Source organism: Pseudomonas sp. REST10, assembly GCF_029542605.1.
GTDB classification, from domain to species: domain Bacteria; phylum Pseudomonadota; class Gammaproteobacteria; order Pseudomonadales; family Pseudomonadaceae; genus Aquipseudomonas; species Aquipseudomonas khazarica.
Genome location: NZ_CP035677.1, coordinates 2,717,476 through 2,739,570 on the forward strand (window position 1 = coordinate 2,717,476; position 22,095 = coordinate 2,739,570).

At 64.0% G+C, this 22,095-nt stretch carries 19 protein-coding genes; 11 read left to right on the forward strand and 8 right to left on the reverse strand.

Annotation, left to right across the window (positions count from 1 at the left end):
• Nucleotides 1-131 precede the first annotated feature (131 nt).
• The gene (locus EWH21_RS12825) at nt 132-1,970 is read right to left on the reverse strand and encodes a diguanylate cyclase (protein ID WP_277698485.1); all 1,839 of its coding nucleotides are present in this window, start codon (nt 1,968-1,970) and stop codon (nt 132-134) included.
• Nucleotides 1,971-2,213: 243 nt separating this feature from the next.
• On the opposite strand from EWH21_RS12825, the gene EWH21_RS12830 reads away from it, so the two are divergent.
• Entirely contained in the window at nt 2,214-2,567 is a 354-nt protein-coding gene (locus tag EWH21_RS12830) for an MmcQ/YjbR family DNA-binding protein (protein WP_277698486.1), read from the forward strand.
• On the opposite strand, the gene EWH21_RS12835 is transcribed toward EWH21_RS12830, so the two are convergent.
• Complete coding sequence (locus tag EWH21_RS12835; RefSeq protein ID WP_277698487.1) at nt 2,553-3,260, reverse strand: DUF1294 domain-containing protein; 708 nt, start codon at nt 3,258-3,260, stop codon at nt 2,553-2,555. The two genes, EWH21_RS12830 and EWH21_RS12835, sit on opposite strands and share 15 nt — an antisense overlap.
• On the reverse strand, nt 3,257-4,087 hold the full coding sequence (locus EWH21_RS12840; protein WP_047591014.1) for an undecaprenyl-diphosphate phosphatase: 831 nt from the start codon (nt 4,085-4,087) through the stop codon (nt 3,257-3,259). Before EWH21_RS12840 ends, EWH21_RS12835 begins: the two co-directional genes overlap by 4 nt.
• A gap of 252 nt (nt 4,088-4,339) precedes the next feature.
• Between EWH21_RS12840 and EWH21_RS12845 the strand changes: the two genes are divergently transcribed.
• From EWH21_RS12845 to EWH21_RS12860, 4 genes are read left to right on the forward strand one after another with little or no spacing between them, the layout of a single operon-like run.
• Nucleotides 4,340-5,974, forward strand: a complete 1,635-nt coding sequence (locus tag EWH21_RS12845) for a methyl-accepting chemotaxis protein (RefSeq protein ID WP_277698488.1) — start codon at nt 4,340-4,342, stop codon at nt 5,972-5,974.
• 7 nt (nt 5,975-5,981) lie between these two features.
• Nucleotides 5,982-6,596, forward strand: coding sequence for a hypothetical protein (locus tag EWH21_RS12850; protein WP_047591021.1), 615 nt, complete (start codon nt 5,982-5,984; stop codon nt 6,594-6,596).
• A gap of 52 nt (nt 6,597-6,648) precedes the next feature.
• Complete coding sequence (gene pnuC, locus EWH21_RS12855) at nt 6,649-7,218, forward strand: nicotinamide riboside transporter PnuC (protein WP_047591024.1); 570 nt, start codon at nt 6,649-6,651, stop codon at nt 7,216-7,218.
• Entirely contained in the window at nt 7,215-7,766 is a 552-nt protein-coding gene (locus tag EWH21_RS12860) for an AAA family ATPase (protein ID WP_277698489.1), read from the forward strand. Before pnuC ends, EWH21_RS12860 begins: the two co-directional genes overlap by 4 nt.
• Here the strand turns inward: EWH21_RS12860 and EWH21_RS12865 are convergent.
• Both EWH21_RS12865 and EWH21_RS12870 read right to left on the reverse strand, forming a co-directional pair.
• The gene (locus tag EWH21_RS12865) at nt 7,734-8,201 is read right to left on the reverse strand and encodes a DUF3429 domain-containing protein (RefSeq protein ID WP_047591030.1); all 468 of its coding nucleotides are present in this window, start codon (nt 8,199-8,201) and stop codon (nt 7,734-7,736) included. The two genes, EWH21_RS12860 and EWH21_RS12865, sit on opposite strands and share 33 nt — an antisense overlap.
• A 68-nt stretch (nt 8,202-8,269) precedes the next feature.
• Entirely contained in the window at nt 8,270-9,502 is a 1,233-nt protein-coding gene (locus tag EWH21_RS12870; RefSeq protein ID WP_277698490.1) for a sigma 54-interacting transcriptional regulator, read from the reverse strand.
• A 227-nt stretch (nt 9,503-9,729) separates the two neighbouring features.
• Here EWH21_RS12870 and EWH21_RS12875 point away from each other — a divergent pair, with 227 nt between their 5' ends.
• The 4 genes from EWH21_RS12875 to EWH21_RS12890 all read left to right on the forward strand — a co-directional run bounded on the left by EWH21_RS12875 (nt 9,730) and on the right by EWH21_RS12890 (nt 13,630).
• Nucleotides 9,730-11,604 carry a di-heme-cytochrome C peroxidase gene (locus EWH21_RS12875; protein WP_277698491.1) on the forward strand — a complete coding sequence of 625 codons (1,875 nt, stop codon included), beginning with the start codon at nt 9,730-9,732 and terminating at the stop codon, nt 11,602-11,604.
• A gap of 36 nt (nt 11,605-11,640) precedes the next feature.
• Nucleotides 11,641-12,846: a catalase family protein gene (locus EWH21_RS12880; RefSeq protein WP_277698492.1), complete on the forward strand. Its 1,206-nt coding sequence runs from the start codon at nt 11,641-11,643 to the stop codon at nt 12,844-12,846.
• A gap of 180 nt (nt 12,847-13,026) precedes the next feature.
• Nucleotides 13,027-13,293 (forward strand): hypothetical protein, encoded by a 267-nt coding sequence (locus EWH21_RS12885; protein WP_037047516.1) that lies wholly within the window; start codon nt 13,027-13,029, stop codon nt 13,291-13,293.
• 109 nt (nt 13,294-13,402) lie between these two features.
• Nucleotides 13,403-13,630 carry a DUF1272 domain-containing protein gene (locus EWH21_RS12890; protein WP_152488735.1) on the forward strand — a complete coding sequence of 76 codons (228 nt, stop codon included), beginning with the start codon at nt 13,403-13,405 and terminating at the stop codon, nt 13,628-13,630.
• Nucleotides 13,631-13,681: 51 nt separating this feature from the next.
• Here the strand turns inward: EWH21_RS12890 and nfuA are convergent, their stop codons facing one another.
• Both nfuA and EWH21_RS12900 read right to left on the reverse strand, forming a co-directional pair.
• The gene (gene nfuA / locus EWH21_RS12895; RefSeq protein WP_037047521.1) at nt 13,682-14,266 is read right to left on the reverse strand and encodes a Fe-S biogenesis protein NfuA; all 585 of its coding nucleotides are present in this window, start codon (nt 14,264-14,266) and stop codon (nt 13,682-13,684) included.
• Nucleotides 14,267-14,400: 134 nt separating this feature from the next.
• On the reverse strand, nt 14,401-16,677 hold the full coding sequence (locus EWH21_RS12900) for a fatty acid cis/trans isomerase (RefSeq protein ID WP_277698493.1): 2,277 nt from the start codon (nt 16,675-16,677) through the stop codon (nt 14,401-14,403).
• 152 nt (nt 16,678-16,829) lie between these two features.
• Between EWH21_RS12900 and metH the strand changes: the two genes are divergently transcribed.
• The gene (gene metH / locus EWH21_RS12905) at nt 16,830-20,540 is read left to right on the forward strand and encodes a methionine synthase (protein WP_152488737.1); all 3,711 of its coding nucleotides are present in this window, start codon (nt 16,830-16,832) and stop codon (nt 20,538-20,540) included.
• A gap of 86 nt (nt 20,541-20,626) precedes the next feature.
• On the opposite strand, the gene EWH21_RS12910 is transcribed toward metH, so the two are convergent.
• Nucleotides 20,627-20,926 carry a DUF1883 domain-containing protein gene (locus tag EWH21_RS12910; RefSeq protein WP_152488738.1) on the reverse strand — a complete coding sequence of 100 codons (300 nt, stop codon included), beginning with the start codon at nt 20,924-20,926 and terminating at the stop codon, nt 20,627-20,629.
• 139 nt (nt 20,927-21,065) lie between these two features.
• On the opposite strand from EWH21_RS12910, the gene EWH21_RS12915 reads away from it, so the two are divergent.
• The gene (locus EWH21_RS12915; protein WP_179554189.1) at nt 21,066-22,091 is read left to right on the forward strand and encodes a DUF5924 family protein; all 1,026 of its coding nucleotides are present in this window, start codon (nt 21,066-21,068) and stop codon (nt 22,089-22,091) included.
• The last annotated feature ends 4 nt before the right edge of the window (nt 22,092-22,095 follow it).

The window sequence follows — 22,095 nt, forward strand, 5'->3', positions numbered from 1 at the left end:
AGAACTGGGCAAGATCAATAGGATGCACGGTGGCAGCAGGGCGTGGGGGTTGGTTCGTTTGGCGACTGCCAATTTACCCACTCCCCTGACTGTCAACGCGCTCTTCCCCCAGACTCCGCGAAGAACCTTTTTTATCCCTCGACGCGGTTGCGCCCCGACTGCTTGGCCCGGTAGAGCGCCGCATCCGCGCGCTGCATGAGCGCCTGCGCCTGCTGCTCGCCTGCGAGCAGCGCGGCGACCCCGATGCTGAGCGTGACCTCGCCGAAGGGTGAGTCGGCATGCGCCAGCTGCAATGACCTGACGGCTTCGAGCAGGCGCTGCGCAATCGCGCAGGTGCCATCCAGATCGCTCATCGGTGCGAGCAGGACGAATTCCTCGCCACCGTAGCGGGCGATGACATCGGTGGGCCTGCCCAGGGCCGTGGCGAGTGCCTGGGCGATCTGCCGCAGGCAGGCATCGCCTGCCGGATGGCCGTAGCGGTCGTTGTAGGGTTTGAACCAGTCCACGTCCATGATCGCCAGGCCCAGAGGCGCTGCATGGCGTGCGGCACGCTTGCATTCCAGCGCCAGCAGCTCGTCGAACTGGCGGCGGTTGGCGATGCTGGTCAGGGCATCGGTCATGCTCAGGGTTTCCAGGCGCTGATTGAGTACCTGCAGCTCCTCGGTACGCTGGGCGACACGTCGCTCCAGCTCGCGCTCGGAGCGCTGCAGGTTCTCCACCAGCTGGTCCTGCGCCTGCAACAGCTGCGCCTGGGCCTGGAGCTTCTCCTGGCGCATCACGTTGATGCGATCGGCCAGGGCGAATGCCAGCAGCAACATCTCCAGCGAAGAACCGAGCTGCAGGCCATCCTCGGTGAACACATTGGTCGGCAACACGCCAAGAGCACGCAGGGTGGTACTCGCACCACCGAGAATCAGCAGGCCGAAGGCGGCCAGAAAGAAATAGGCGCTGCGCTGACGCTGCAACGCACAGGCCACGCCCACGCCGATCATCACCACGGCGGCGAGCAGGAACAGCAGGATGGCATAGCGCGACACCTGGGGCAGCGCCAGGGCGAACACGACAGGACTGGCCAGAAAGAACAGGATCATGCCGCGCAACAGGCGGTCGCCCCAGGGCAGCGTCACCTCGGTCTGCAACATGCGCCGCATGAACAGCATCAGCGCACTCAGGGCCAGGGACGCACTGGCGTAATAGGCGACGTTGGAGTTGAGCGGCAGGCCGAACAGCAGCCAGTCCGGCGCCATGCCGTTCTTGATGGTCACGCAGCCCACCGTACCGAGCACGAAGCAGACGTAAAGCAGGTAGATTCGCTCCCGCAGCGCGATGAACAGCATGAGGTTGAACAGGATCATCGCCAGCGCGATGCCCACATAGCCGCTGCGCGCCATGTAGTCGTTGCGCTCGTGAGCGTGGAATGCCTCGACCGACCAGAGCTGCAACGGCACCAGCAAGCCGATGCTCGACTCGACCCGCAGATAGACCGCCTGCTGCGAATGCGCCGCCAGTTGCAGCGGGAAGACGAAGTTGCGGTTGTCACAGGCCTTGCTGGTCTGCGGACGATCGGCCCCGGTGCGCCAGACGGCATAACCACCCTGCCCGTCCGGCACATAGGCATCCACCAGGGAAATGCGCGGATTGCTGACCACCAGCAGTCGCTGCACGGGCTCATCGCCGCTGTTGCCGATATCGAGACGAAACCAGTAGGCCGAACGGGTAAACCCCAGCGCGAAGGATGCACCACTGGCCAGGCCGTACTGGAACTGCCGCGCCTTTTCGGCGGTGCTGACCGCCCGCACCGTCAAGGCCCGCGAAGGGTCTTGCAGCACGCCAACCTGCGCCGTGAGCGACAGCGGCTCCTGCGCCATCTCGACGGCATCCACGGCACGCGCCCCGGCCCAGGTTGGCAGCGCATGCAGCAGCAGGCTTAGCAATAGGAGGAAGAGCCGAAAATGGTGATCAACGGTCATGAAAAGTATCGGTTTGAACTCGAACGAGACAAAGTTCGCTCAGGGGCTTGGTTGACGAAAGTCTACAAGACAAGCTCAGGGGCCGGTAAAGCGCCACCAAAATAACCAGGGCTGATCGTTCCCCTGAGGCTGACGTTCGCCAGGAGCATCGATCAGTGGCAACGGCTGCTGCTAGGTGAATCGGGATACGCAGGCGTAGCTGCGCTCGTTAGACTGTTCTCGGACAATCCAGCGGAACCCACCATGACACCCGAACAGATCGCCACCTTCTGCCTGAACCTGCCCGGTGCCCGCGAGGACTTCAAGTGGGGCAGCAACCAGGTGTTCTCCGTTGCCGGCAACAAGATGTTCGCCATTCTCGACTTTCTCGGCGAAGACCTGGCGTTCAAGGTCGACAGCGACCTGTTCCTCGGTTACGTCGACCGGCCGGGCATCCGCCCTGCCCCGTACCTGGCCCGTGCACACTGGATCAGCATGAGCGCCAGGCAATTGCCGCTTGCCGGTCAGGAACTGACCCAGCTGCTCACGCGCTCGCATCAGCTGGTGGTGCGCCGGCTACCCAAGCGGCTGCAACCCGGTCTGTTACTGGACGAGTAACGAGACGTAGCGGGCAATATGAGTGCCGTCGAGCCAGAGCAGGTCGATCCAGAGCACCTGATGCGCAGCGACGATCATCCAGAACACTATCTGGTAGGAGACTTTGCGCGTCTTGTGGCGCAGCAGTTGCTGGGCGATCAGCGCCCCAGGCCAGCCGCCCAGCAGCTCGACCAGATGCAGGGTCTTCTCGGCGATGCGCCGGCTGCCGTCCTGTGCGCTGCGCTTGTCCAGCCAATACTGCATGACGCTCAGCAGGCTGGCTGACAGATAGAGCGGCAACAGCCACCACAGGCCCTGGTCGAAGAGCCTCAGCGCGGCGATCAGGGGCAAGGCACAGAGCAGAAGGAAGACCGTGGCCTTGGCGGGAAGATGGCGGATGGGGCCCGCCCCCGTGCTCTTGCGCACCGTGCGCGGCGCTGATCCTGTCGCATCGGGTTTCTTAGGTTTGCGCCGGATCGCCTGGCGATCGAGGCTCAGCTCCCCAGCCAGGCGCAGATGTTCGGCGCGCAGGCGCCCGCGCTCGTCTCGCCCCTCGACATACAGCACCTGGTCACCGCTCTGCGGGCGACGGTCACCGCGCATCGCCGATATATGGGCGAAGACCTCCGCCCCACCGCTCTCGGGCTGGATGAAACCGAAGCCCTTGTCGTCGTTCCAGCTTCTCAGTCGCCCCCTGCGCTCGGTACCGCTCACAGCTGCGCCGTGCTCCAGTCGATCAGGTGCAGTTGCCAGGTCGCGAGAATGAGCAGGCCAAAGGCGATCCGGTACCAGGCGAACACCGCATAGCTGTGGTTGGTAATGAACCTGAGCAGCGCACGCACGGTGATCATGGCGACGATGAAGGTACTGACGAAGCCAATGGCGAAGATCGGCAGGTCACTCGTCTGCAGGATGTCGCGGTACTTGACCAGGGAATAGACCGTGGCCGCCACCATGGTCGGCATGGCCAGGAAGAAGGAAAACTCGGTCGCGGCCTTGCGCGACAGGCCACAGACCAGGCCACCGATGATCGTGGCCCCGGAACGGGAGGTCCCCGGGATCAGCGCCAGGCACTGCGCGAATCCGACCTTGAGCGCGAGCTGCCAGGTCATGTCGTCCACCGACTCCGCCTGGATCGGGTGTTCCCGGCGCTCGGCCCAGAGCATGACGATGCCACCGAGGATGAGCGCCGTGGCCACGGTGATGGGGTTGAACAGCCAGTGTTCGATCAGGTCCGCGAAGGCCAGCCCGAAGATCACCGCCGGAATGAACGCGAGAAACAGGTTGAAGCTGAAACGCCTGGCTTTCGGATCGCTGGGCAAGCCGACGAGGACGCCGATGACCTTCGCGCGGAACTCCCACATCACCGCCAGAATGGCGCCCAGCTGGATGATGATCTTGAACGCGGTGGCCTTTTCGCCGTTGAAACCCAGCAGGTCGCCGACCACGATCAGGTGCCCCGTGCTGGAGATAGGCAAAAATTCGGTCAGCCCCTCGACAACGCCCAGCAGCAGGGCCTGAAAGGCTATCCAGATATCCATTGATTCCCCCAAAACGCGGCAGGTGCCTTATGCGTAAGACTAAAACGTGGAGCACGGCCCCGGCCCTGGGACACAAATTGATCGCGAAGGTTCCCTGACACGGCTTGGCCCGGCCAGCACTCAGGTTTGGCGCCGGGCGGCCGAAATGCTATCAGACAACTAGAGTGAATAATGCCTTGATGTGACAGTATTGCCTTGCCCTCCATCGAGGTGGCCCTGATCCCGACAATTACAACAATCAGGAATACGTCCATGAACAGCTTACGTAGTCTTCCCATCAGCCGGCGTCTATGGCTGATCCTGGTGCTGGCCATCCTGACGCTGATCCTGCAGGGCGCCTACATGCTGCGACAGATCCATACCGATCTGTATCTCGGCAAGTCGGAAAAGACCCAGCACGTGGTACAGAGCGCCGCCGGCATCCTCAAGTACTTCCATGGCCTGGAGAGCGCCGGCACCCTGAGTCGCGAGGACGCGCAGAAGCAGGCCATGGAAGTCGTGCGCGGCCTGCGATACGACGGCCAGGAGTACTTCTGGATCAATGACCAGACCCCGGTCATGATCATGCACCCGACCAACCCCAAGCTCGAAGGCCAGAACCTCTCCGCGTTCAAGGACCCGGATGGCAAGGAACTGTTCAACGAGATGGTCGCCATCAGCCGCAGCAAGGGGGCCGGCCAGGTCGACTACCGCTGGCCCAAGCCGGGCGCCAGCGACCCGGTGCCGAAGATTTCCTACGTCGAGCTGTTCGAACCCTGGGGCTGGATCATTGGCTCCGGCGTCTACGTCGACGACGTGCAGGCCGAGTTCAGGACCCAGGCGCTGAGCGCGATGAGCATCGGCCTGCTGATCGCCGTGCTGCTGGTGGTGCTGGTCGTGCTCATCACCCGCAGCATCGTCCAGCCACTGCAGGCCGCCGTGGAGGCGATGGCCAGCATCGCCAGCGGCGAAGGCGACCTGACGCGCAACCTCGACAGCCACGGACGCGACGAACTGACCGCGCTGGCCACCTATTTCAACGCCTTCACCGAAAAGCTGCGCCAGGTCATCCGGCAGATGCTCGATTCGGCGGGTTCGCTGGATCGGGCCGCTGCCTCGCTTGGCGACATTTCCAGCGAGGCGCAGCGCCATAGCCAGCAGCAGGCGCAGCAGATGGAACTGGTGGCAACCGCCGTGAACCAGGTGACCTACGGCGTGCAGGACGTGGCGAAGAACGCCGAGCATGCCTCCAGCGAGATGCAGAACGCCGAGGACCAGGCCGGCCAGGGCCAGCAGAACATCGACGCCAGCCTGCGCCAGATCGACCAGCTGTCCGGCACCATCGACAAGGCCGTCGAGGTGATCCAGTCGCTGGCCAGCGAAAGCACGCAGATCGGCAGCGTCCTGGAAGTGATCCGCTCGATTGCCGAGCAGACCAACCTGCTCGCCCTCAATGCCGCCATCGAGGCGGCCCGTGCCGGCGAACAGGGGCGTGGCTTCGCCGTGGTCGCGGACGAAGTCCGTCTGCTCGCGCAGCGCACCCAGCAGTCCACCGCCGAGATCCAGGGCATGATCGAGCGCCTGCAGGGCAACTCGGAAGCCGCCGTCAAGGTGATCAACGACAGCAGCCGTGCCTCTCAGCTGACCGTGGAACAGGCCAGCCAGGCCGGTGAAAGCCTTGCCCAGATTGCGCAGTCGCTGCGCAATCTGGCCGGACTCAACGCTTCCATCGCCAGCGCCACCTTGCAACAATCGCATGTGGTTGAAGACATCAACCAGAACGTCACCCAGACGGCGGCACTGGCCCACAACACGGCCGAGGCCGCCGAACAGTCGAGTGCTGCCAGCCAGCACCTGAAACAACTGGCTGACCAGCTCAATCGCCTGCTGGGGCAGTTCCGCGTATGAGACGTTCATGAGCAACATGCAACATCAGGAGGTCGACTTCAGTCGGCCACAGAACCAGGACCTGATCTGGGACCTGGACAGCATGGCCCGGCGCGAGCTGGCCGAGCGCTTCATCAAGCTGTTCGAGAATCGCCTGTGCGTGTACTCCGAATCGGTGGGGCAGCTGTATACCAACTACAGTCTGCACTTCCCCACCGACCTCGGGCGCAAGATGGTGGTGCTGCCCAACCCCTACGCCTTTCATGACACCCTGCATGGCATCGACAGCCACGCCATCCGCAAGACCGGGCTCTGCGTGCTGCCCGGCAAGGTCCTCGGCAAGCCGGGGCTGCTGCTCAGCACGCAGATCGTCGACGGTGGCCCGGCGCCCAAGACGATGGCCTTCAAACCGGCGCTGGCACAGATCATCAGCAACCAGAAGAAGGTGGGTGACCTGTTCCTGCCGGTACTGATGAAGGGCGACTTGCGCGAGTTCGACCAGCAGATGCCCTACATTCACCTGCACCGTCTGCAACTGGCGCGTCTGGAGCGCCTGTCGAGCTTCGAGCGCGACGACATCCAGCAGACCATCACCCGCAAACTGCTGACGCTCTATCGGCAGGCCGACAGCCTGGTGTGCTGAGGCCGGCCAGACCAGTACAATCGCTGCCCTTTCATCGTTCCGAGGATGCCGGATGTCCTGGCTCGAACTCATTGCTGCCGGGCTCGGCATCGTCGCGGTATGGCTGACGGTCAGGCAGAACCCCTGGTGCTGGCCCATCGGCCTGCTGATGGTGCTGCTGTACGCGTGGCTGTTCTATGACTGGCGGCTGTATTCCAACCTGCTTCTGCAGCTGCTGTTCGCCGGCTCGCAGCTCTACGGCTGGTGGCAGTGGACACGCGGCGGAGACCAGCACGACGGGCGCAAGGTCAGTCGACTGAGCCTCGCCAGCCTGGCGACAGGCCTGTCGATGGGGGCGCTCGGTGCCTGGCTGCTCGGCTATCTCATGGCCAATCACACGGATGCCAGCGCCCCCTGGCTCGACGCCGCGCTGACGTCATTCAGTCTGGTCGCCCAGCTGTGGATGGCCCAGAAGCGCCTGCAATGCTGGGCCCTCTGGGTGGTCGTCGACCTCTGCTACGTCGCGTTCTTCGTCCATAGCCAGCTGTACCTCACTGCCGGGCTCTACGCTGCCTTCACCGCGCTGGCCATCAGCGGCTGGCTGAGCTGGCGGCGTGACCCCGCGCTGCGCTACGCGCCATGAAGGTCCTGGTGCTGACCGGGCCGGAGTCCAGCGGTAAGAGCTGGCTGGCGGCGGAAATTCAGGCGCGTTTCGGCGGTGTGGTGGTGGGCGAGTACGTGCGTCATTTCATCGATCTGCATCAACGCGACACCTGCTATGCCGACATCGGCGATATCGCCCGTGGCCAGCTGGCCTGGGAAGATGCTGCGCGTGCCGCGCGACCTGCACTGCTGATTCTCGACACGCACCTGCTGAGCAACCTGCTCTGGAGTCGCTGCCTGTTCGCTGATTGTCCGGGCTGGCTGGAAACCGAGCTGCTGGCCCGTCACTACGACCTGCACCTGCTGCTCGACCCCGCAGGCGTGCCCTGGATCGAAGACGGGCAACGCTGCCAGCCATTGCTGGCCGAGCGTCAGGCATTCCACCGCGCCTGCCACGACTGGCTGCAGGACAGCGGGCAGCGCTACGTCGCCCTGTCCGGCGACTGGGCCGAGCGCCGCGAAGCCGCAATGACCCAGGTGGCGACGCTGCTCGGCTCAGCGAATCAGCACGCTGGCCCAGGCCAGTAGCAGGCTGGTGCACACCACCAGGGTCAGGGGGGTGCGCAATGCGGGATACCACTGCGGTGCGAGGCCGACGCGTACCGCATGCATGTCGGCCAGGTACAGCCCGATGAACGCCAGCAGGAAGATCGGCAACGTCAGCGCGATGGGCAGGCCGCTGGCCAATGCCGCCCAGCCGAGCAGCGGTGGAACCACCGACAGGCCCAGTTGCAGCTTGGCGTTCTCGTCGGTCTCCTCGGCTCGCATCGCCAGGCCCCAGTGGATCGCGCCCATGAAGGCCAGGATTACCGCAGCGAAATCCAGCAGCGCGTCCAGTACGTAAGGCCGCCAGCCCAGAGGAATCACCCAGATCCCGGCGGCGCCGCTGACGAAGGGCAGCAGCCCGGCATAGCCCAGCAGGACGGCCAGTTGCGGCGGCTTTTCGGCGTCGAACGGATGCATGAAGATCTCCCGCGATACGTTTGCCGTGCACCTTAGCAGTGTTTCCCCGGCGAAACAGTAACGCCCCTTCAGCGCAGTCGATGTTTGTGCAGCAACCGATAGAAGGTTGGCCGGGAAACCCCGAGCGTGCGGGCTGCCTGGCTCATGTTGTGGGTGTAGCGTCCCAGCACATCGTTCAACGCCTGACGCTCGGCGCGCAGGATGTAGTCCTCCAGGGTCACCGGGTCATCATCCGTTGTCTGCGGTGCCTCCAAGCCAAGGTCCGAGGCGAGTATCTGGCGCCCTTGTGACAGGACCAGGGCGCGCAGCAGGCGGTTGCGCAGTTCGCGCACGTTACCCGGCCAGGCATGCGCCATCATGGCTTCGATCGCCTCCTCGCTGAAACGCCGGTGGTGGCGCCCGATAGCCACGCCATGACGCCTGGCGAAGTGCTCTGCGAGCATCAGCAGATCGCCGGGATGCTCGCTCAGGGCCGGCGTATGCAGTTGCCGGACGCTCAGCAGCCGATAGAGGTCTTCGCGAAAACGCTTCGTCTGCAGCGCCACCTCCAGCTCATCGCCACTGATGACCAGCAAACGCAGGCCGGGGTGGCCCTGCAGGTGGTGCAGCAGGTGCTGCTGGTCAGCGCTCGAAAGGGTCGTGATGCCTTCGAGCAGAATCGTCGTGCTGGCTGCCGCAGCCAGAGTCGCTGAGTGTCCGGCCTGATCGAACAGCCCTCCAGGCAACTGCGTGACATCGACCTGCAGTATCCGCCGCTGCGCAGAGGCGGTGCGCTCATGCAGCAGTTGCGCCAGAAGGTGCTTGCCACTGCCACGCGGACCTCGAATCAGCAGTGGCCCGTCTCTCCTGCCCTGTTCATCCAGCTGCTTGCGCAGGCTACGGGCCTGGCCGCTGTTACCCAGGAACTGCCGTGGTTTCTTGCTTTTCGAGCGCAGCAAGCGAGCGCCTGCCTGGGCCTGCTGCAGGGTCTCGAGCAGGCCTGGCACGTCCACCGGCAACGACAGCACCGCGAACAGCCATTCATCGGCCAGTTCATCCAGCTCGCTGGAAGCTGCCGGCTGGCTCGCCGTGAGCGCGACGCAGCAGAGCCCCGTTCGCCGCAAGTGTGCAAGCAAGCTGGGTAACGGCTGTTCATGCAGATCGAGCAGCAGCACATGGCTCGTCGCGGTGACGAGCGTTTCCGTTGTGCAGCGGCGCAACGACCAACCAGCATCCTGCAACAGCGGAAGCAGTGCTTCGCATGCACCGATCGGCTCAAGCACCAGTAATTGCCGGGATGTGCCGGAAACAGCCTCCAACATACTCCATCCTTGGCGCCATTATTTTGTAATCCCATAAAAAACAACGATTTGGCGCTCACAACTGTAACGCTAGCAAGAACCTTGACGCTCCATGGATCATTTCTCTATATGGGTTGTTCCCGCTGGTTATTGCAGAGTTTTCATAATTGCCACGATGGCAACTTGCCAATGGCCTGCAGTATTGGCATAACAAGCCGATCAATAAGAACGCCACAAGGAAGTCCTAGATGCGTCTGCTCCGTCATACCCTGAAGCTCATTGTGTTGCTGGCACTGATCGGGCTGGCAGTCGCGCTGTACTACGTGGCCAACCCCAACTTGCCGAGCTTCGATCCGCCGAAGGAGCTGCACTATCTGCAGCAGTGGAACGACGAGCAGCGCCAGACCTACTACTACACCCCCCAGGGCACCACGGTTAAGGGCCTGCGCTACGACTGGTTCACGGCGCTGGAGATGCCCTTCGGCAAGGAGAAGTTCGCCCGCCTCGACTACCTCGCCCGTTTTGGCTTCCTGACCGATCCGAACCAGCAGGCCAGCGACCTCAACCCCGGCAACCTGCCTGTCGGCTTCACCCGTCATCAGGACGAGGAGAGCGGCGAGCGCTTCCTCGATATCAGCTGCGCGGCCTGCCATACCGGCGAGCTGCGCTACAAGGGCCAGGCAGTGCGCATCGATGGCGGCGCCGCCCTGCACTCCCTGGCGTCCACGGTGCCCACGCTGCGTGGTGGCGGCTTTGGCCAGGCACTGGGCATGAGCATGGCCTTCACCTACTACAACCCGTTGAAGTTTCGCCGCTTCGCCCAGCAAGTGCTGGGCGAGCAGTATCCGCAGGGCCGGGATCAGCTGCGGGAGGATTTCAAGCAGGTGCTCGACCGCCTGCTGGCCACGGCTATGAACGACTGGCATCGCGGCCTGTATCCGACCGAAGAAGGCTTTGGACGCACCGACGCGTTCGGCCGCATCGCCAATACCGTGTTCGGCGACGTGCTGGATGAAGCCAACTACCGCGTCGCCAACGCCCCCGTGAGCTACCCGCAACTCTGGGACATCTGGAAGTTCGACTGGGTGCAATGGAACGGCTCGGCCATGCAGCCCATGGCGCGCAATGTCGGAGAGGCCCTTGGCGTCGGCGCCAGCCTGGACCTGCTCGACGAGCACGGCAAGGGCGTTGCCGAGGCCGATCGTTATGCCTCCAGCGTGCGCGTGCATGACCTCCACACCCTGGAGGAAACGCTGAAACAGCTGCAGCCGCCGAAGTGGCCGGAGGCAGTATTCGGCAAGGTGGACCTGCCGCTGGCCAGCCGTGGCAAGGCGCTGTATCTGGAAAACTGCGCCTATTGCCATGCTCCCGATCCCAAGCCACGCGACCAGCGCCTGGCGCCCTCGCGTGATCCCGAATGGCGGATGCGCATCGTCCCGACCAGCATCGTCGGCACCGACCCGACCACCGCCGACAACATCGCCGATCACCGCTTCGACATCAGTCGCCTGGGCTGGACCAAGGCCGAGCTGTCGCGCCTGGACGTCAAGCTGTTCGGCGCCAGCCTGGAAGACGTCGACTTCAAGAGTATCTCCAGCGCCAAGGGCCTGGCCTACATCACCGCCTACGTGGAGAACCGCGCCTACCAGGATGCCGGTATCGGCCCGCGCCAGCGCTACGACATGGATGGCTATGGTCTGGCCATCGGCGTGCAGGAAAAACGCGGCTACAAGGCCCGGCCACTCGATGGCATCTGGGCGACCCCGCCGTTCCTGCACAATGGCTCGGTGCCCAACCTGTTCGAGTTGCTCTCACCGGTCTACGAGCGGCAAAGCCAGTTTTGGGTCGGTAACTTCGAATTCGACCCGGTACGCGTGGGCTATCGCAGCGAGGCCTTCAGCGGCGGTTTCCTGCTCGACACCCGGGTAACCGGCAATGGCAATGGCGGCCACGAGTTCCGCGATGGCTGCCGCCAGGAAGGTGTGATTGGCCGCGCCCTGTCGCCGGACGAGCGTCTCGCGCTGATCGAGTACCTCAAGGTGCTCGGCAACAGCGCACTGGAAAACCAGCTCAGCGATGTCGCCGTGCGCCCCTGGACACCGGGCCCGAGCTGCGAAGGCTGATTTCAACCGATACGTTCTAGAACAAGGATTGCAACGATGTTGAAAGGTCTCTGGCTCTGGCTGGGTCGTCTGCTGGGTAAACTGTTGCTCACCGTCGCGCTGATCGGCCTCGTTGGCTGGGGCGCCGGTGAGCTCTACTACGCCTGGAAGTTCTCCGGCCCGGTGTCGACGCAGGAGCAGATCCCAGCGGACGAGGCGGCGCTGACCCGCCTGATCATCGAGGATGCCGTGCGCATCGTCGAGCAGCACCGTGACAATACCCGCGTGCTGCGCGACGCCCATGCCAAGGCTCACGGTTGCGTCAGGGCGGACGTGCAGGTCCTGGCAGACCTGGACGCGTCGCTGCGCCAGGGCGTGTTCAGCGAGCCCGGGCATGTCTGGCAGGCCTGGATGCGCCTGTCCAATGGCAATGCCTATCCGCAGTTCGACCGCGCCCGCGATGCGCGCGGCATGGCGCTCAAGCTGCTCGACGTGCCCGGCGAGAAACTCATGAAGAGCCCGCAGCATGCCAGCGAGCAGGACTTCGTGATGTTCAACCACCCCGCTTTCTTCGTTCGCGACGTGGCCGAATACCGCAGCAACTTCGCGGCCCAGGCCGACGGCCAGAAAGTACAGGCCTTCTTCCCCAGCTGGGATCCTCGCACCTGGGAAGTGCGCCATCTGGTCATCGCCCTGAAGACGCTCTCACCGGCGCCGGAGAGCCCGGTTGATACCACCTACAACTCCATTGCACCGTTCAAGCTTGGCGACCTGAACATCAAATACCGCGTAGTGCCCGCGCCGCAGAACTGCCCGCCCTATCAGTTGCCGGAACAGAACACGGCACTGCCCAACTTCCTGCGCAACGCGCTGTATCAGCAACTGTCGCTGGACCGCGCGCCCGCCTGTTTCGAACTGCAGGTGCAAAAACAGGATGCGCAGTACTACATGCCCATCGAGGACCCCTCCGTCGAATGGGATGAAAAACTGTCGCCGTTTGAAAGTGTGGCCCGTATTACCGTGCCGCCTCAGGACTTCGACAGCCGCGAACAGAATCTCTTCTGCGACAATTTGTCCTTCAACCCCTGGCATGCACTTGCAGCGCACCGCCCTATTGGCGGCATCAACCGTTTGCGCAAGTCGGTATATGAAGCGGTGAGCGCCTATCGCCATCAGCGCAACGCTGCGCCGGCCGCTGCAGGCCCCGAGAACAGTGCGTCTCAGGTCGATGAAGAAGAAACGGGCACGGAACTTTCGCAGTAGAAAGTTGTAATGGCGAGACGCACAAAGTTCTCGCCAGGACACGCCGCACAGGCAATAAAAACTTTTTTCACCAACCTGTGACTTATGGGTGCGCTGAGTTCATCAACAGTAACGAAAGGCCAAGTCGATAATGGACTGGCCGCAATTAACTGTTGGGATCAACTCGGAGAAACCGACCCCATGAACACACCGCTGCGTTTCAACGAAGCCCTGCTGATTGCCGATCGCGCCTTCCGCCCGTTCCAGTGCGTGGCCTGGGCTCCGCAGGATGGCACCGGCGTCGTCAGCATCAGCGTCATCGACCGCACCAGCACTCGCCTGCTTGGCCGCCAGCTTTCCAGCGCGACCTACAGCGACCCGCAGCAGCTGGAAGATGCCCTGCAGCGCTCTCGTGACGAGCTGCGCAGCCAGGGCTTCGACCTGGCGCCGTGGAGCATGCCGGAGTAAGTCGTCCGCGCCCGGGGCGCCCTGGCGCCCCTGCCTGGATTGGCCATCTTGCGCGCAGCCACCGGCGCTTGCAGACTGGCAGAGTCGATCCTCTGCCGAGTCCATCGCCATGCTTGAGCTGCGCCCCAACTGCGAACGCTGCGACTGCGATCTACCCGCCGCCAGTGTCGACGCCCTGATCTGCTCCTTCGAATGCACCTTCTGCCGCGCGTGCGCCGAGCAGGCGCTGGCGCTGCGTTGCCCCAACTGCGGCGGCGAGCTGGTCAGGCGGCCGATTCGCCCCGCCGAGAAGCTCGAACGCTTCCCCGCTTCCACCCAGCGCGTTCACAAGGCCTGAAACGACGAAGGGGCGACCTCTGGTCGCCCCTTCGCTACGCCTGACGCGGACTCAGTAGTACGCGTTCTCGCGATTGCTGTGGTCGGTCACGTCGCGCACGCCCTTGAGTTCGGGAATGCGTTCCAGCAAGGTTTTCTCGATGCCTTCCTTGAGGGTGTAGTCGGCCTGACCACAACCCTGGCAACCACCACCGAACTGCAGCACTGCAATGCCTTCGTCGACCACGTCGACCAGGCTTACCTGACCGCCATGGCTGGCCAGCCCTGGATTGATCTCGGTCTGCAGGTAGTAGTTGATGCGCTCGTTGAGCGGGCTGTCCTCATTGACCATCGGCACCTTGGCGTTCGGCGCCTTGATGGTCAGCTGGCCGCCCATGCGGTCAGTGGCATAATCCACCACCGCGTCCTCCAGGAACGGCTCACTGACGCCATCGATCCAGGCGGTGAAACTGGCCAGGCCAACGGCGTTGTCTTCCGGCTTCTGCTCACCCGGCTTGCAGTAGGCAATGCAGGTTTCCGCGTAAGGCGTACCCGGCTGGGTGATGAAGATACGAATGCCGATACCCGGAGTGTCCTGCTTGCTCAGCAGCTCGGCCAGGTAGTCATGCGCGGCATCGGTAATGGTAATAGTGCTCATGGCAACTCCTCACGGTCATGGAGCGAAGTGTACGCCAACTGACGCCCTGAATATAGTCCTACTAATTTACTCAGGATAGAGACTGCCCCCTCGCCCGCCCGCCTCCCAGCGAGCGGCGAGAGGTCGGCAGGGCGTCAGAGGTTCTCGTAGCGATTCATGTCGAGCACCCCCGCCTCCAGGGGCTGGGTTGCACGGATGTGCTCGCTCAGGTCATGGAAGTAGCGCCAGAACTCGGGGTGACTGCGGCGTATGCCCCAGCGCTCGACGATGCGCTCGAACGACGCCTGGTCGGTCACACTCTCCATCTGTCTGACGAACTCATCGACCTCGCTGGCTGGCAGCCTGAACAGGAAGTTCGGGTAGCTGCTCAGCACCTCCGGGTAGATGGTCAGGGTATCCAGGCGCGGCTGGTAACGCAGCTCCTCGCCCAGCATGAAGGCCACGTTACTGTGCGCACGATTGCGCAGCACGCTGTAGATCTCGCGCGAGCCATCGTCGAGCTCCACGCGCAGCATCGTCGCCTCGGGCAGCTGGTCGATGACCTTCAAGCCACCAGCCGGGCGATTGGTCAGGCGCGCCAGCGTCTGCTCGACGTGCTGCAGGTCTTTCGACAGGCCTTCGCGGTAGCAGCGCGCGCCCTTGCAGCGATTGATCGGGTCGGGCCGCGCATTGAGCGTGGCGTAACGCGCCAGCAGCTGTTCGGCGAACTGCTGCTTGGGGTCCTGCCCGGCCAGGTTCAGCGCACTCGGGCTGCGGTGATCGACTGAGGTGTAGTCCAGCAGCATCTTCAGCTTGCCGCTGTTCTGGTACCAGTCGTCCAGGTAGCCCTCGCGTGAATCCGCCGGCAGCAGGCGCAGGAAGTTCACCTCGGCGCCATTGCGGATCAGGTCGAAGTACAGGCGTGTCTGCGCCTGGTGCGAGACGTTGCCGAACACGTCGAAATTGACCACCAGCTGGTAATAGGTGCGTTCCAGCAGCGGGTAGTCCATCCACCAGAGGGTCTGTGGAACTTCTCCGAGCAGGCCTTTGCGCACCGAAGCGCTGTCATGCTGACGGAAGATCGACAGCAGCGCATTGTCATTGCCGCTCCAGATGTGCGCCCAGTCCGCTGGCGGCGCATCGGCGTAGGCGTCCTGGCGCAGGTCTTCGTACTCGTTGCGCTTGTCGCGGTAGTTGCGCCACAGCCCGAGCAGATCGCCGATGTCGTCGAACTGGCCCGGCATCGCCAGCAGTGGCGTGGCCTCGCGCCGGTAATCGGCATCGGTGACATAGAGATCATGCTCGGGGTCCTGGAACAGCGCCCAGAAGTTGTCGCGAATCACGTCGGTGGCGATCTGTCCGCGGCACACCGGGCCACGGATGAAGGTGCGCACGAAATACTCGGCGTTATCCAGCATGAACTGATAGCGCGCCCGTGCCGGAATCGCGGCGAAGGTCTCGAAGGGGTTGGCACGCCGCTGCGCGCCATAGCCGGGCACCGCGTCGAGCGTCCAGTCGTCGGCGAAGAACAGCGCCTTGACCCGCGCCAGCTTTTCCTCGCCCAGCGGATAGGTAATGTGGGTCTTGTGCACGATCACACCCTGGATCGGCCACAGGCGGTAGTAGAACTCGGTACCGGGATCGTCATTGGGGCGCCGCGTGGCGATCGGGTCGATGGCCTGGCCGCTGGGCGTTCGCGAGCGCACCATCTGGAAGAAATGCCCCGGCTCGCCGCCGTCGAAGTGCAGATGGGCCAGGAACAGGTGCTCGTACAGCCAGCGCGAGACCAGGTTCTGCCGGGCGCCCGGTGCGTTCAGGAACGCCTCCCAGGTCTCGACCTGACGCAGCTCCTCGGCGCTGGGCTGCACGGCCCGCTCGGAAACCTGCGCGCCCTGCTCCAGCCACTGTTCCAGCGTCGCGTACTCGGCGTCTTCCAGCCCGGTCACCGCGAATGGCATGCCGCCGTGAGGATTCTTCTGTGCGTAGTCCGCGAACTCGCCTGGTGTCGGGCAGGTGTTGCTGCGCGTGATGGCGATATCCAGGTTGTCAGGCAGCTTGGCATTGGGCTCCAGCGGCTGGCTGCGACCGAGTTCGAGCATGCGCTTGATCAGCGCCGCCTGGCCATTCTGCGCATCGAGCACCGAGTGGAAGTCACGCTTGCGCCAGGCTTCCTCGCCCTGGGCATCCAGGTACAGCCGCGTGGTCGCCTGCGCCTTGGTACGCGTGCCGTCGTACACCAGCTGCTTGCTGGCACCGCGCAGGATGCCCTCGCCACTGCCGAGGTTGAGCTGGCAGGGGGCGTCGTAGCAGGTATGGCAGGCCACGCATTTGTGAGTGAGGATCGGCTCGACGTCATCGCTGTAGGAGATCGGCTCAGCGCGGGCCAGGCCGGCTGCCAGTGACAGGAACAACAGAACAGCGGGCTTGAGCATGACAACATCCTTGATGGCGGTGACGCGATTCTAACGACAGCTCGCCACCGGCAACATGAATGAAATTCATGGACATGGCGCCGGCGCTCCAGAACCCTGCAGCTTTGCTATCATCGCGCACCTTTGTTTCCGCTTTGCTCAGGTAGTCACCCATGTCCGATCGCAGCGCCCGCCTACAAGCCCTCCAGCAAGCACTGAAGGAGCGCATCCTGATCCTCGATGGTGGCATGGGCACCATGATCCAGAGCTACAAGCTGGAAGAAGCCGATTACCGTGGCGAGCGCTTCGCCGACTGGCCGAGCGACGTCAAGGGCAACAACGACCTGCTGCTGCTGACCCAGCCGAAGGTCATCGCCGAGATCGAGAAGGCCTACCTGGATGCCGGCGCCGACATCCTGGAAACCAACACCTTCAACGCCACCCAGGTGTCGCAGGCCGACTACGGCATGGAGTCGCTGGTCTACGAGCTGAACGTGGCCGGCGCCCGCGTGGCCCGTGAGGTCTGCGATGCCAAGACCCTGGAAACGCCGGATCGCCCGCGCTTCGTGGCCGGCGTGCTCGGCCCGACCAGCCGCACCTGTTCGATCTCCCCGGACGTCAATGACCCCGGCTACCGCAACGTCACCTTCGACGAGCTGGTGGACAACTACACCGAAGCCACGCGCGGCCTGATCGAGGGCGGCGCCGACCTGATCCTGATCGAGACCATCTTCGACACCCTGAACGCCAAGGCGGCGATCTTCGCCGTGCAGCAGGTGTTCGAGGAAGATGGCGTCGAACTGCCGATCATGATCTCCGGCACCATCACCGACGCGTCGGGCCGGACCCTGTCCGGGCAGACCACCGAGGCCTTCTGGAACTCGGTGCGCCACGCCAAGCCGATCTCCGTCGGCCTGAACTGCGCCCTCGGCGCCAAGGAGCTACGGCCGTACCTGGCCGAACTGGCCGCCAAGGCCGACACCCAGGTTTCCGCTCACCCCAACGCCGGCCTGCCCAATGCCTTCGGTGAGTACGACGAGACCCCGGAGCAGATGGCAGCGGTGGTCGAAGAGTTCGCCGCCAGCGGCCTGCTCAACATCATCGGCGGCTGCTGCGGTACCACCCCGCCGCACATCAAGGCGATCGCCGAGGCGGTGGCCAAGCATGCCCCGCGCGTCATCCCGGAGATTCCCAAGGCCTGCCGCCTGTCCGGCCTGGAGCCCTTCACCATCGATCGCAGCTCGCTGTTCGTCAACGTCGGCGAGCGTACCAACATCACCGGTTCGGCCAAGTTCGCCCGGCTGATCCGCGAGGAGAACTACACCGAAGCCCTGGAGGTCGCCCTGCAGCAGGTGGAAGCCGGCGCCCAGGTGATCGACATCAACATGGACGAAGGGATGCTCGATTCCCAGGCGGCCATGGTCCGTTTCCTCAACCTGATCGCCGGTGAGCCGGACATCTCGCGCGTACCGATCATGATCGACTCCTCCAAGTGGGAAGTGATCGAAGCGGGCCTCAAGTGCATCCAGGGCAAGGGCATCGTCAACTCCATCTCCATGAAGGAAGGTGTCGAGGCGTTCAAGCACCACGCCCGCCTGTGCAAGCGCTACGGCGCCGCCGTAGTGGTCATGGCCTTCGACGAGGTCGGCCAGGCCGATACCGCTGCGCGCAAGAAGGAAATCTGCCAGCGCAGCTACGACATCCTGGTCAATGAAGTGGGCTTCCCGCCGGAAGACATCATCTTCGACCCGAACATCTTCGCCGTCGCCACCGGCATCGAGGAGCACAACAACTACGCGGTGGACTTCATCGAGGCCTGCGCCTATATCCGTGACGAGCTGCCCTACGCGCTCAGCTCCGGCGGTGTGTCCAACGTGTCGTTCTCCTTCCGCGGCAACAACCCGGTGCGCGAAGCGATCCACTCGGTGTTCCTCTACTACGCGATCCAGAACGGCCTGACCATGGGCATCGTCAACGCCGGCCAGCTGGAAATCTACGACGAGATTCCGAAAGAGCTGCGTGACGCGGTCGAGGACGTGGTGCTCAACCGCAACGACGGCGCCACCGAGGCGCTGCTGGCCATCGCCGACAAGTTCAAGGGCGACGGCGCAGCCAAGGAAGTGGAGAACGAAGAATGGCGCTCGCTGCCGGTCGGCAAGCGCCTGGAGCACGCACTGGTCAAGGGCATCACGGCCTTCATCGTCGAGGACACCGAGGAATGCCGCCAGCAGTGCGCGCGCCCCATCGAAGTCATCGAAGGTCCGCTGATGAGCGGCATGAACGTGGTCGGCGACCTGTTCGGCTCGGGCAAGATGTTCCTGCCGCAGGTGGTCAAGTCCGCCCGCGTGATGAAGCAGGCGGTGGCGCACCTGATCCCCTTCATCGAAGCGGAAAAAGGCGACAAGCCGGAGGCCAAGGGCAAGATCCTCATGGCCACGGTCAAGGGCGACGTGCATGACATCGGCAAGAACATCGTCGGCGTGGTACTCGGCTGCAACGGCTACGACATCGTCGACCTCGGCGTGATGGTGCCGGCGGAGAAGATCCTGCAGACCGCCAGGGATGAGAAGTGCGACATCATCGGCCTCTCCGGCCTGATCACCCCATCGCTGGACGAGATGGTGCACGTGGCCAAGGAGATGCAGCGCCAGGGCTTCAACCTGCCGCTGATGATCGGCGGCGCCACCACCTCCAAGGCCCACACTGCGGTGAAGATCGACCCGCAGTACAGCAACGATGCCGTGGTCTATGTCACCGACGCCTCGCGTGCCGTGGGCGTGGCGACCCAGCTGCTGTCGAAGGAGCTGAAGAGCGACTTCGTGCAGAAGACCCGCGACGAATACGTGGTGGTGCGTGAGCGCACCTCGGCCCGCGCCTCACGCACCGAGCGCCTGGGCTATGCCGACGCCATCGCCAACAAGCCGGCCTTCGACTGGGCCAGCTATGTAGCACCCAAGCCAGGCTTCACCGGTGCCCGCGTGCTGGACGACATCGATCTGGCGACCCTGGTCGAGTACATCGACTGGACGCCGTTCTTCATCTCCTGGGACCTGGCCGGCAAGTACCCGCGCATCCTCACCGACGAAGTCGTCGGCGAAGCGGCCACCAGCCTGTTCAACGACGCCCAGGCGCTGCTGAAGAAGCTGATCGACGAGAAACTGATCAAGGCTCGCGCCGTGTTCGGTTTCTGGCCGGCCAACCAGGTCGCCCACGACGACATCGAGGTCTACGGCGACAGCGGCGAGAAACTGGCTACCTTGCATCACCTGCGCCAGCAGACCATCAAGCCGGACGGCAAGCCGAACCTGTCCCTGGCCGACTTCGTCGCGCCGAAGGAAAGCGGCAAGACCGATTATGTCGGCGGCTTCATCACCACCGCTGGCATCGGCGCCGAGGAAGTAGCCAAGGCCTACGAGGCCAAGGGCGACGACTACAACTCGATCATGGTCAAGGCACTGGCCGACCGTCTGGCCGAAGCCTGCGCCGAGTGGCTGCACGAACGTGTGCGCAAGGAGTACTGGGGCTACGCCGCAGGCGAGCAACTGGACAACGAAGCGCTGATTCGCGAGCAGTACAACGGCATCCGTCCGGCGCCCGGCTACCCGGCGTGCCCGGATCACACCGAGAAAGCCACGCTGTTCAAGCTGCTCGACCCCGAGGCCGACTACCACAAGGCCGGCCGCAGCGGCGTGTTTCTCACCGAGCACTACGCCATGTTCCCGGCGGCGGCGGTATCCGGCTGGTACTTCGCGCATCCCGAGGCGCAGTACTTCGCCGTCGGCAAGGTGGACAAGGATCAGATCGAGCAGTACAGCAAGCGCAAGGGGCAGGACATCGGCGTCAGCGAACGCTGGCTGATGCCCAACCTCGGCTACGACGACTGAGGCAACGGCGCGGGTTTAGCGGGTACCCGAGCGGCGCAGCCGCCGGGTGCCTTGCCGGTACTGCGCAGCGCCTCTCGGGGCGGCAGCTAGATGCCGGCGCGGCGCTGGCGCTTGATGGTGATGCTGTATTCGAGCTGTGGCTTGCGCGTCACGCTGACGGCCTTGCGGCTCACGGTGTCGATGGTGATGTTCCAGAAGCCGCTGGAAGGCACGCTGATCTTCGCCGGAAACTTGATGAAGGCGCCGCCGTGATAGCTGTGCCGGCCACGGTTCTTGAAGGCGCGGAAGTTGGCGTCGTTCATCAGGCGGATGTTGCAGGGTTGCGAACACTGGATGACCACCAGATCGCCCTCTTCCAGTTGCTCGCGTTGATGGATGAATTTCATCGTGATCGGACTCGGTGGTGAAACGGGGGCGCAATAGTGCCGCAAGCCGCGCCTGATCGCCAGCAGCGCCGACGATTCGCTTGCGCCCGGGGCCCGCACTACCTAGGATGCCCGCCCATCACAGTAGCGCGTCGCTCCCATGAAAGCCCTGCTCGATCGCGTGCCCACGCTGATTGCCTGGATCCAGCGTTATCCCGGCCTCGTCGCCCTGTTCGGCTTCTGCTCCGGCGTGGCCAGCTTCGTGCTGGTCGACCGCCAGGCCCATCTGGCCAAGGTCCTCGGTGTCGTGCTGCTGGTCAGCTGGCTGTGGCTGATGATGGAGAGCCTGCTGCGTGAACGCATCGCCCGGCGTTTCGGCTTCGAGCTGCCCCTGCCGCTGCTGCGCTACGCGACGCAGATGATCCACCAGGAAAGCCTGTTCTTCGTCCTGCCGTTCTTCTTCATCACCACCACCTGGAACAGCGGGCAACTGCTGTTCAGCGGCCTGCTCGGCGTCGCGGCGCTGGCCTCGATCACCGACCCCATCTACTACCGCTGGCTGGCGCCACGGCGCTGGCTGCTGCTGATGTTGCACAGCCTGGCGCTGTTCGCGGTCATGCTCACGGCGCTGCCGATCATCTTTCACCTCAGCACGCCGGAGAGCTACCGCATCGCCCTGCTGGTCGCCACGGTGCTGGCATTGCCCAGCCTGCCGGGACTGATCGGTTTCGCCGGCTGGCGGCGCATCGTCCTGCTGGCTGCGCTGCCGCTGGTGATGGCCGGTGCGGGCTGGATGGCGCGGGTGTGGGTGCCGCCCGCCACCCTGTGGCTGACCGAAGTGGCGATCAGCGACCGTTTCGACGGCACGCAGCGCACCCCGGGCGAGAGCCTGCAACGCATCACCGCCGAGCAGCTGCGCGCCAACGGCATCTATGCCTACACCTCGATCAACGCGCCTCGCGGACTGAACGAGCGCATCTATCACGTCTGGCAGCACGACGGCCGAGAAGTCGAGCGCATCGCCCTGGATATCCACGGTGGTCGCAAGGAGGGCTATCGTGCCTGGACGCACAAGCTCAACTTCCCCGGCGCGCCCGAAGGTCGCTGGCAGGTGCGGGTCGTCACCGAGGCCGGGCAGATGATCGGCGTGCTGCGCTTCGAGGTGGTCGCGGCCGCGTCGCGCTGAGCGA

What these genes read in the sequence shown, in the direction of transcription:
- EWH21_RS12825 (WP_277698485.1), bottom strand. Translation starts at nt 1,970, where the DNA reads ATGACCGTTGATCACCATTTTCGGCTCTTCCTCCTATTGCTAAGCCTG.
- EWH21_RS12830 (WP_277698486.1), top strand. Translation starts at nt 2,214, where the DNA reads ATGACACCCGAACAGATCGCCACCTTCTGCCTGAACCTGCCCGGTGCC.
- EWH21_RS12840 (WP_047591014.1), bottom strand. Translation starts at nt 4,087, where the DNA reads ATGGATATCTGGATAGCCTTTCAGGCCCTGCTGCTGGGCGTTGTCGAG.
- EWH21_RS12845 (WP_277698488.1), top strand. Translation starts at nt 4,340, where the DNA reads ATGAACAGCTTACGTAGTCTTCCCATCAGCCGGCGTCTATGGCTGATC.
- EWH21_RS12850 (WP_047591021.1), top strand. Translation starts at nt 5,982, where the DNA reads ATGAGCAACATGCAACATCAGGAGGTCGACTTCAGTCGGCCACAGAAC.
- pnuC (WP_047591024.1), top strand. Translation starts at nt 6,649, where the DNA reads ATGTCCTGGCTCGAACTCATTGCTGCCGGGCTCGGCATCGTCGCGGTA.
- EWH21_RS12860 (WP_277698489.1), top strand. Translation starts at nt 7,215, where the DNA reads ATGAAGGTCCTGGTGCTGACCGGGCCGGAGTCCAGCGGTAAGAGCTGG.
- EWH21_RS12865 (WP_047591030.1), bottom strand. Translation starts at nt 8,201, where the DNA reads ATGCATCCGTTCGACGCCGAAAAGCCGCCGCAACTGGCCGTCCTGCTG.
- EWH21_RS12870 (WP_277698490.1), bottom strand. Translation starts at nt 9,502, where the DNA reads ATGTTGGAGGCTGTTTCCGGCACATCCCGGCAATTACTGGTGCTTGAG.
- EWH21_RS12875 (WP_277698491.1), top strand. Translation starts at nt 9,730, where the DNA reads ATGCGTCTGCTCCGTCATACCCTGAAGCTCATTGTGTTGCTGGCACTG.
- EWH21_RS12880 (WP_277698492.1), top strand. Translation starts at nt 11,641, where the DNA reads ATGTTGAAAGGTCTCTGGCTCTGGCTGGGTCGTCTGCTGGGTAAACTG.
- EWH21_RS12885 (WP_037047516.1), top strand. Translation starts at nt 13,027, where the DNA reads ATGAACACACCGCTGCGTTTCAACGAAGCCCTGCTGATTGCCGATCGC.
- EWH21_RS12890 (WP_152488735.1), top strand. Translation starts at nt 13,403, where the DNA reads ATGCTTGAGCTGCGCCCCAACTGCGAACGCTGCGACTGCGATCTACCC.
- nfuA (WP_037047521.1), bottom strand. Translation starts at nt 14,266, where the DNA reads ATGAGCACTATTACCATTACCGATGCCGCGCATGACTACCTGGCCGAG.
- EWH21_RS12900 (WP_277698493.1), bottom strand. Translation starts at nt 16,677, where the DNA reads ATGCTCAAGCCCGCTGTTCTGTTGTTCCTGTCACTGGCAGCCGGCCTG.
- metH (WP_152488737.1), top strand. Translation starts at nt 16,830, where the DNA reads ATGTCCGATCGCAGCGCCCGCCTACAAGCCCTCCAGCAAGCACTGAAG.
- EWH21_RS12910 (WP_152488738.1), bottom strand. Translation starts at nt 20,926, where the DNA reads ATGAAATTCATCCATCAACGCGAGCAACTGGAAGAGGGCGATCTGGTG.
- EWH21_RS12915 (WP_179554189.1), top strand. Translation starts at nt 21,066, where the DNA reads ATGAAAGCCCTGCTCGATCGCGTGCCCACGCTGATTGCCTGGATCCAG.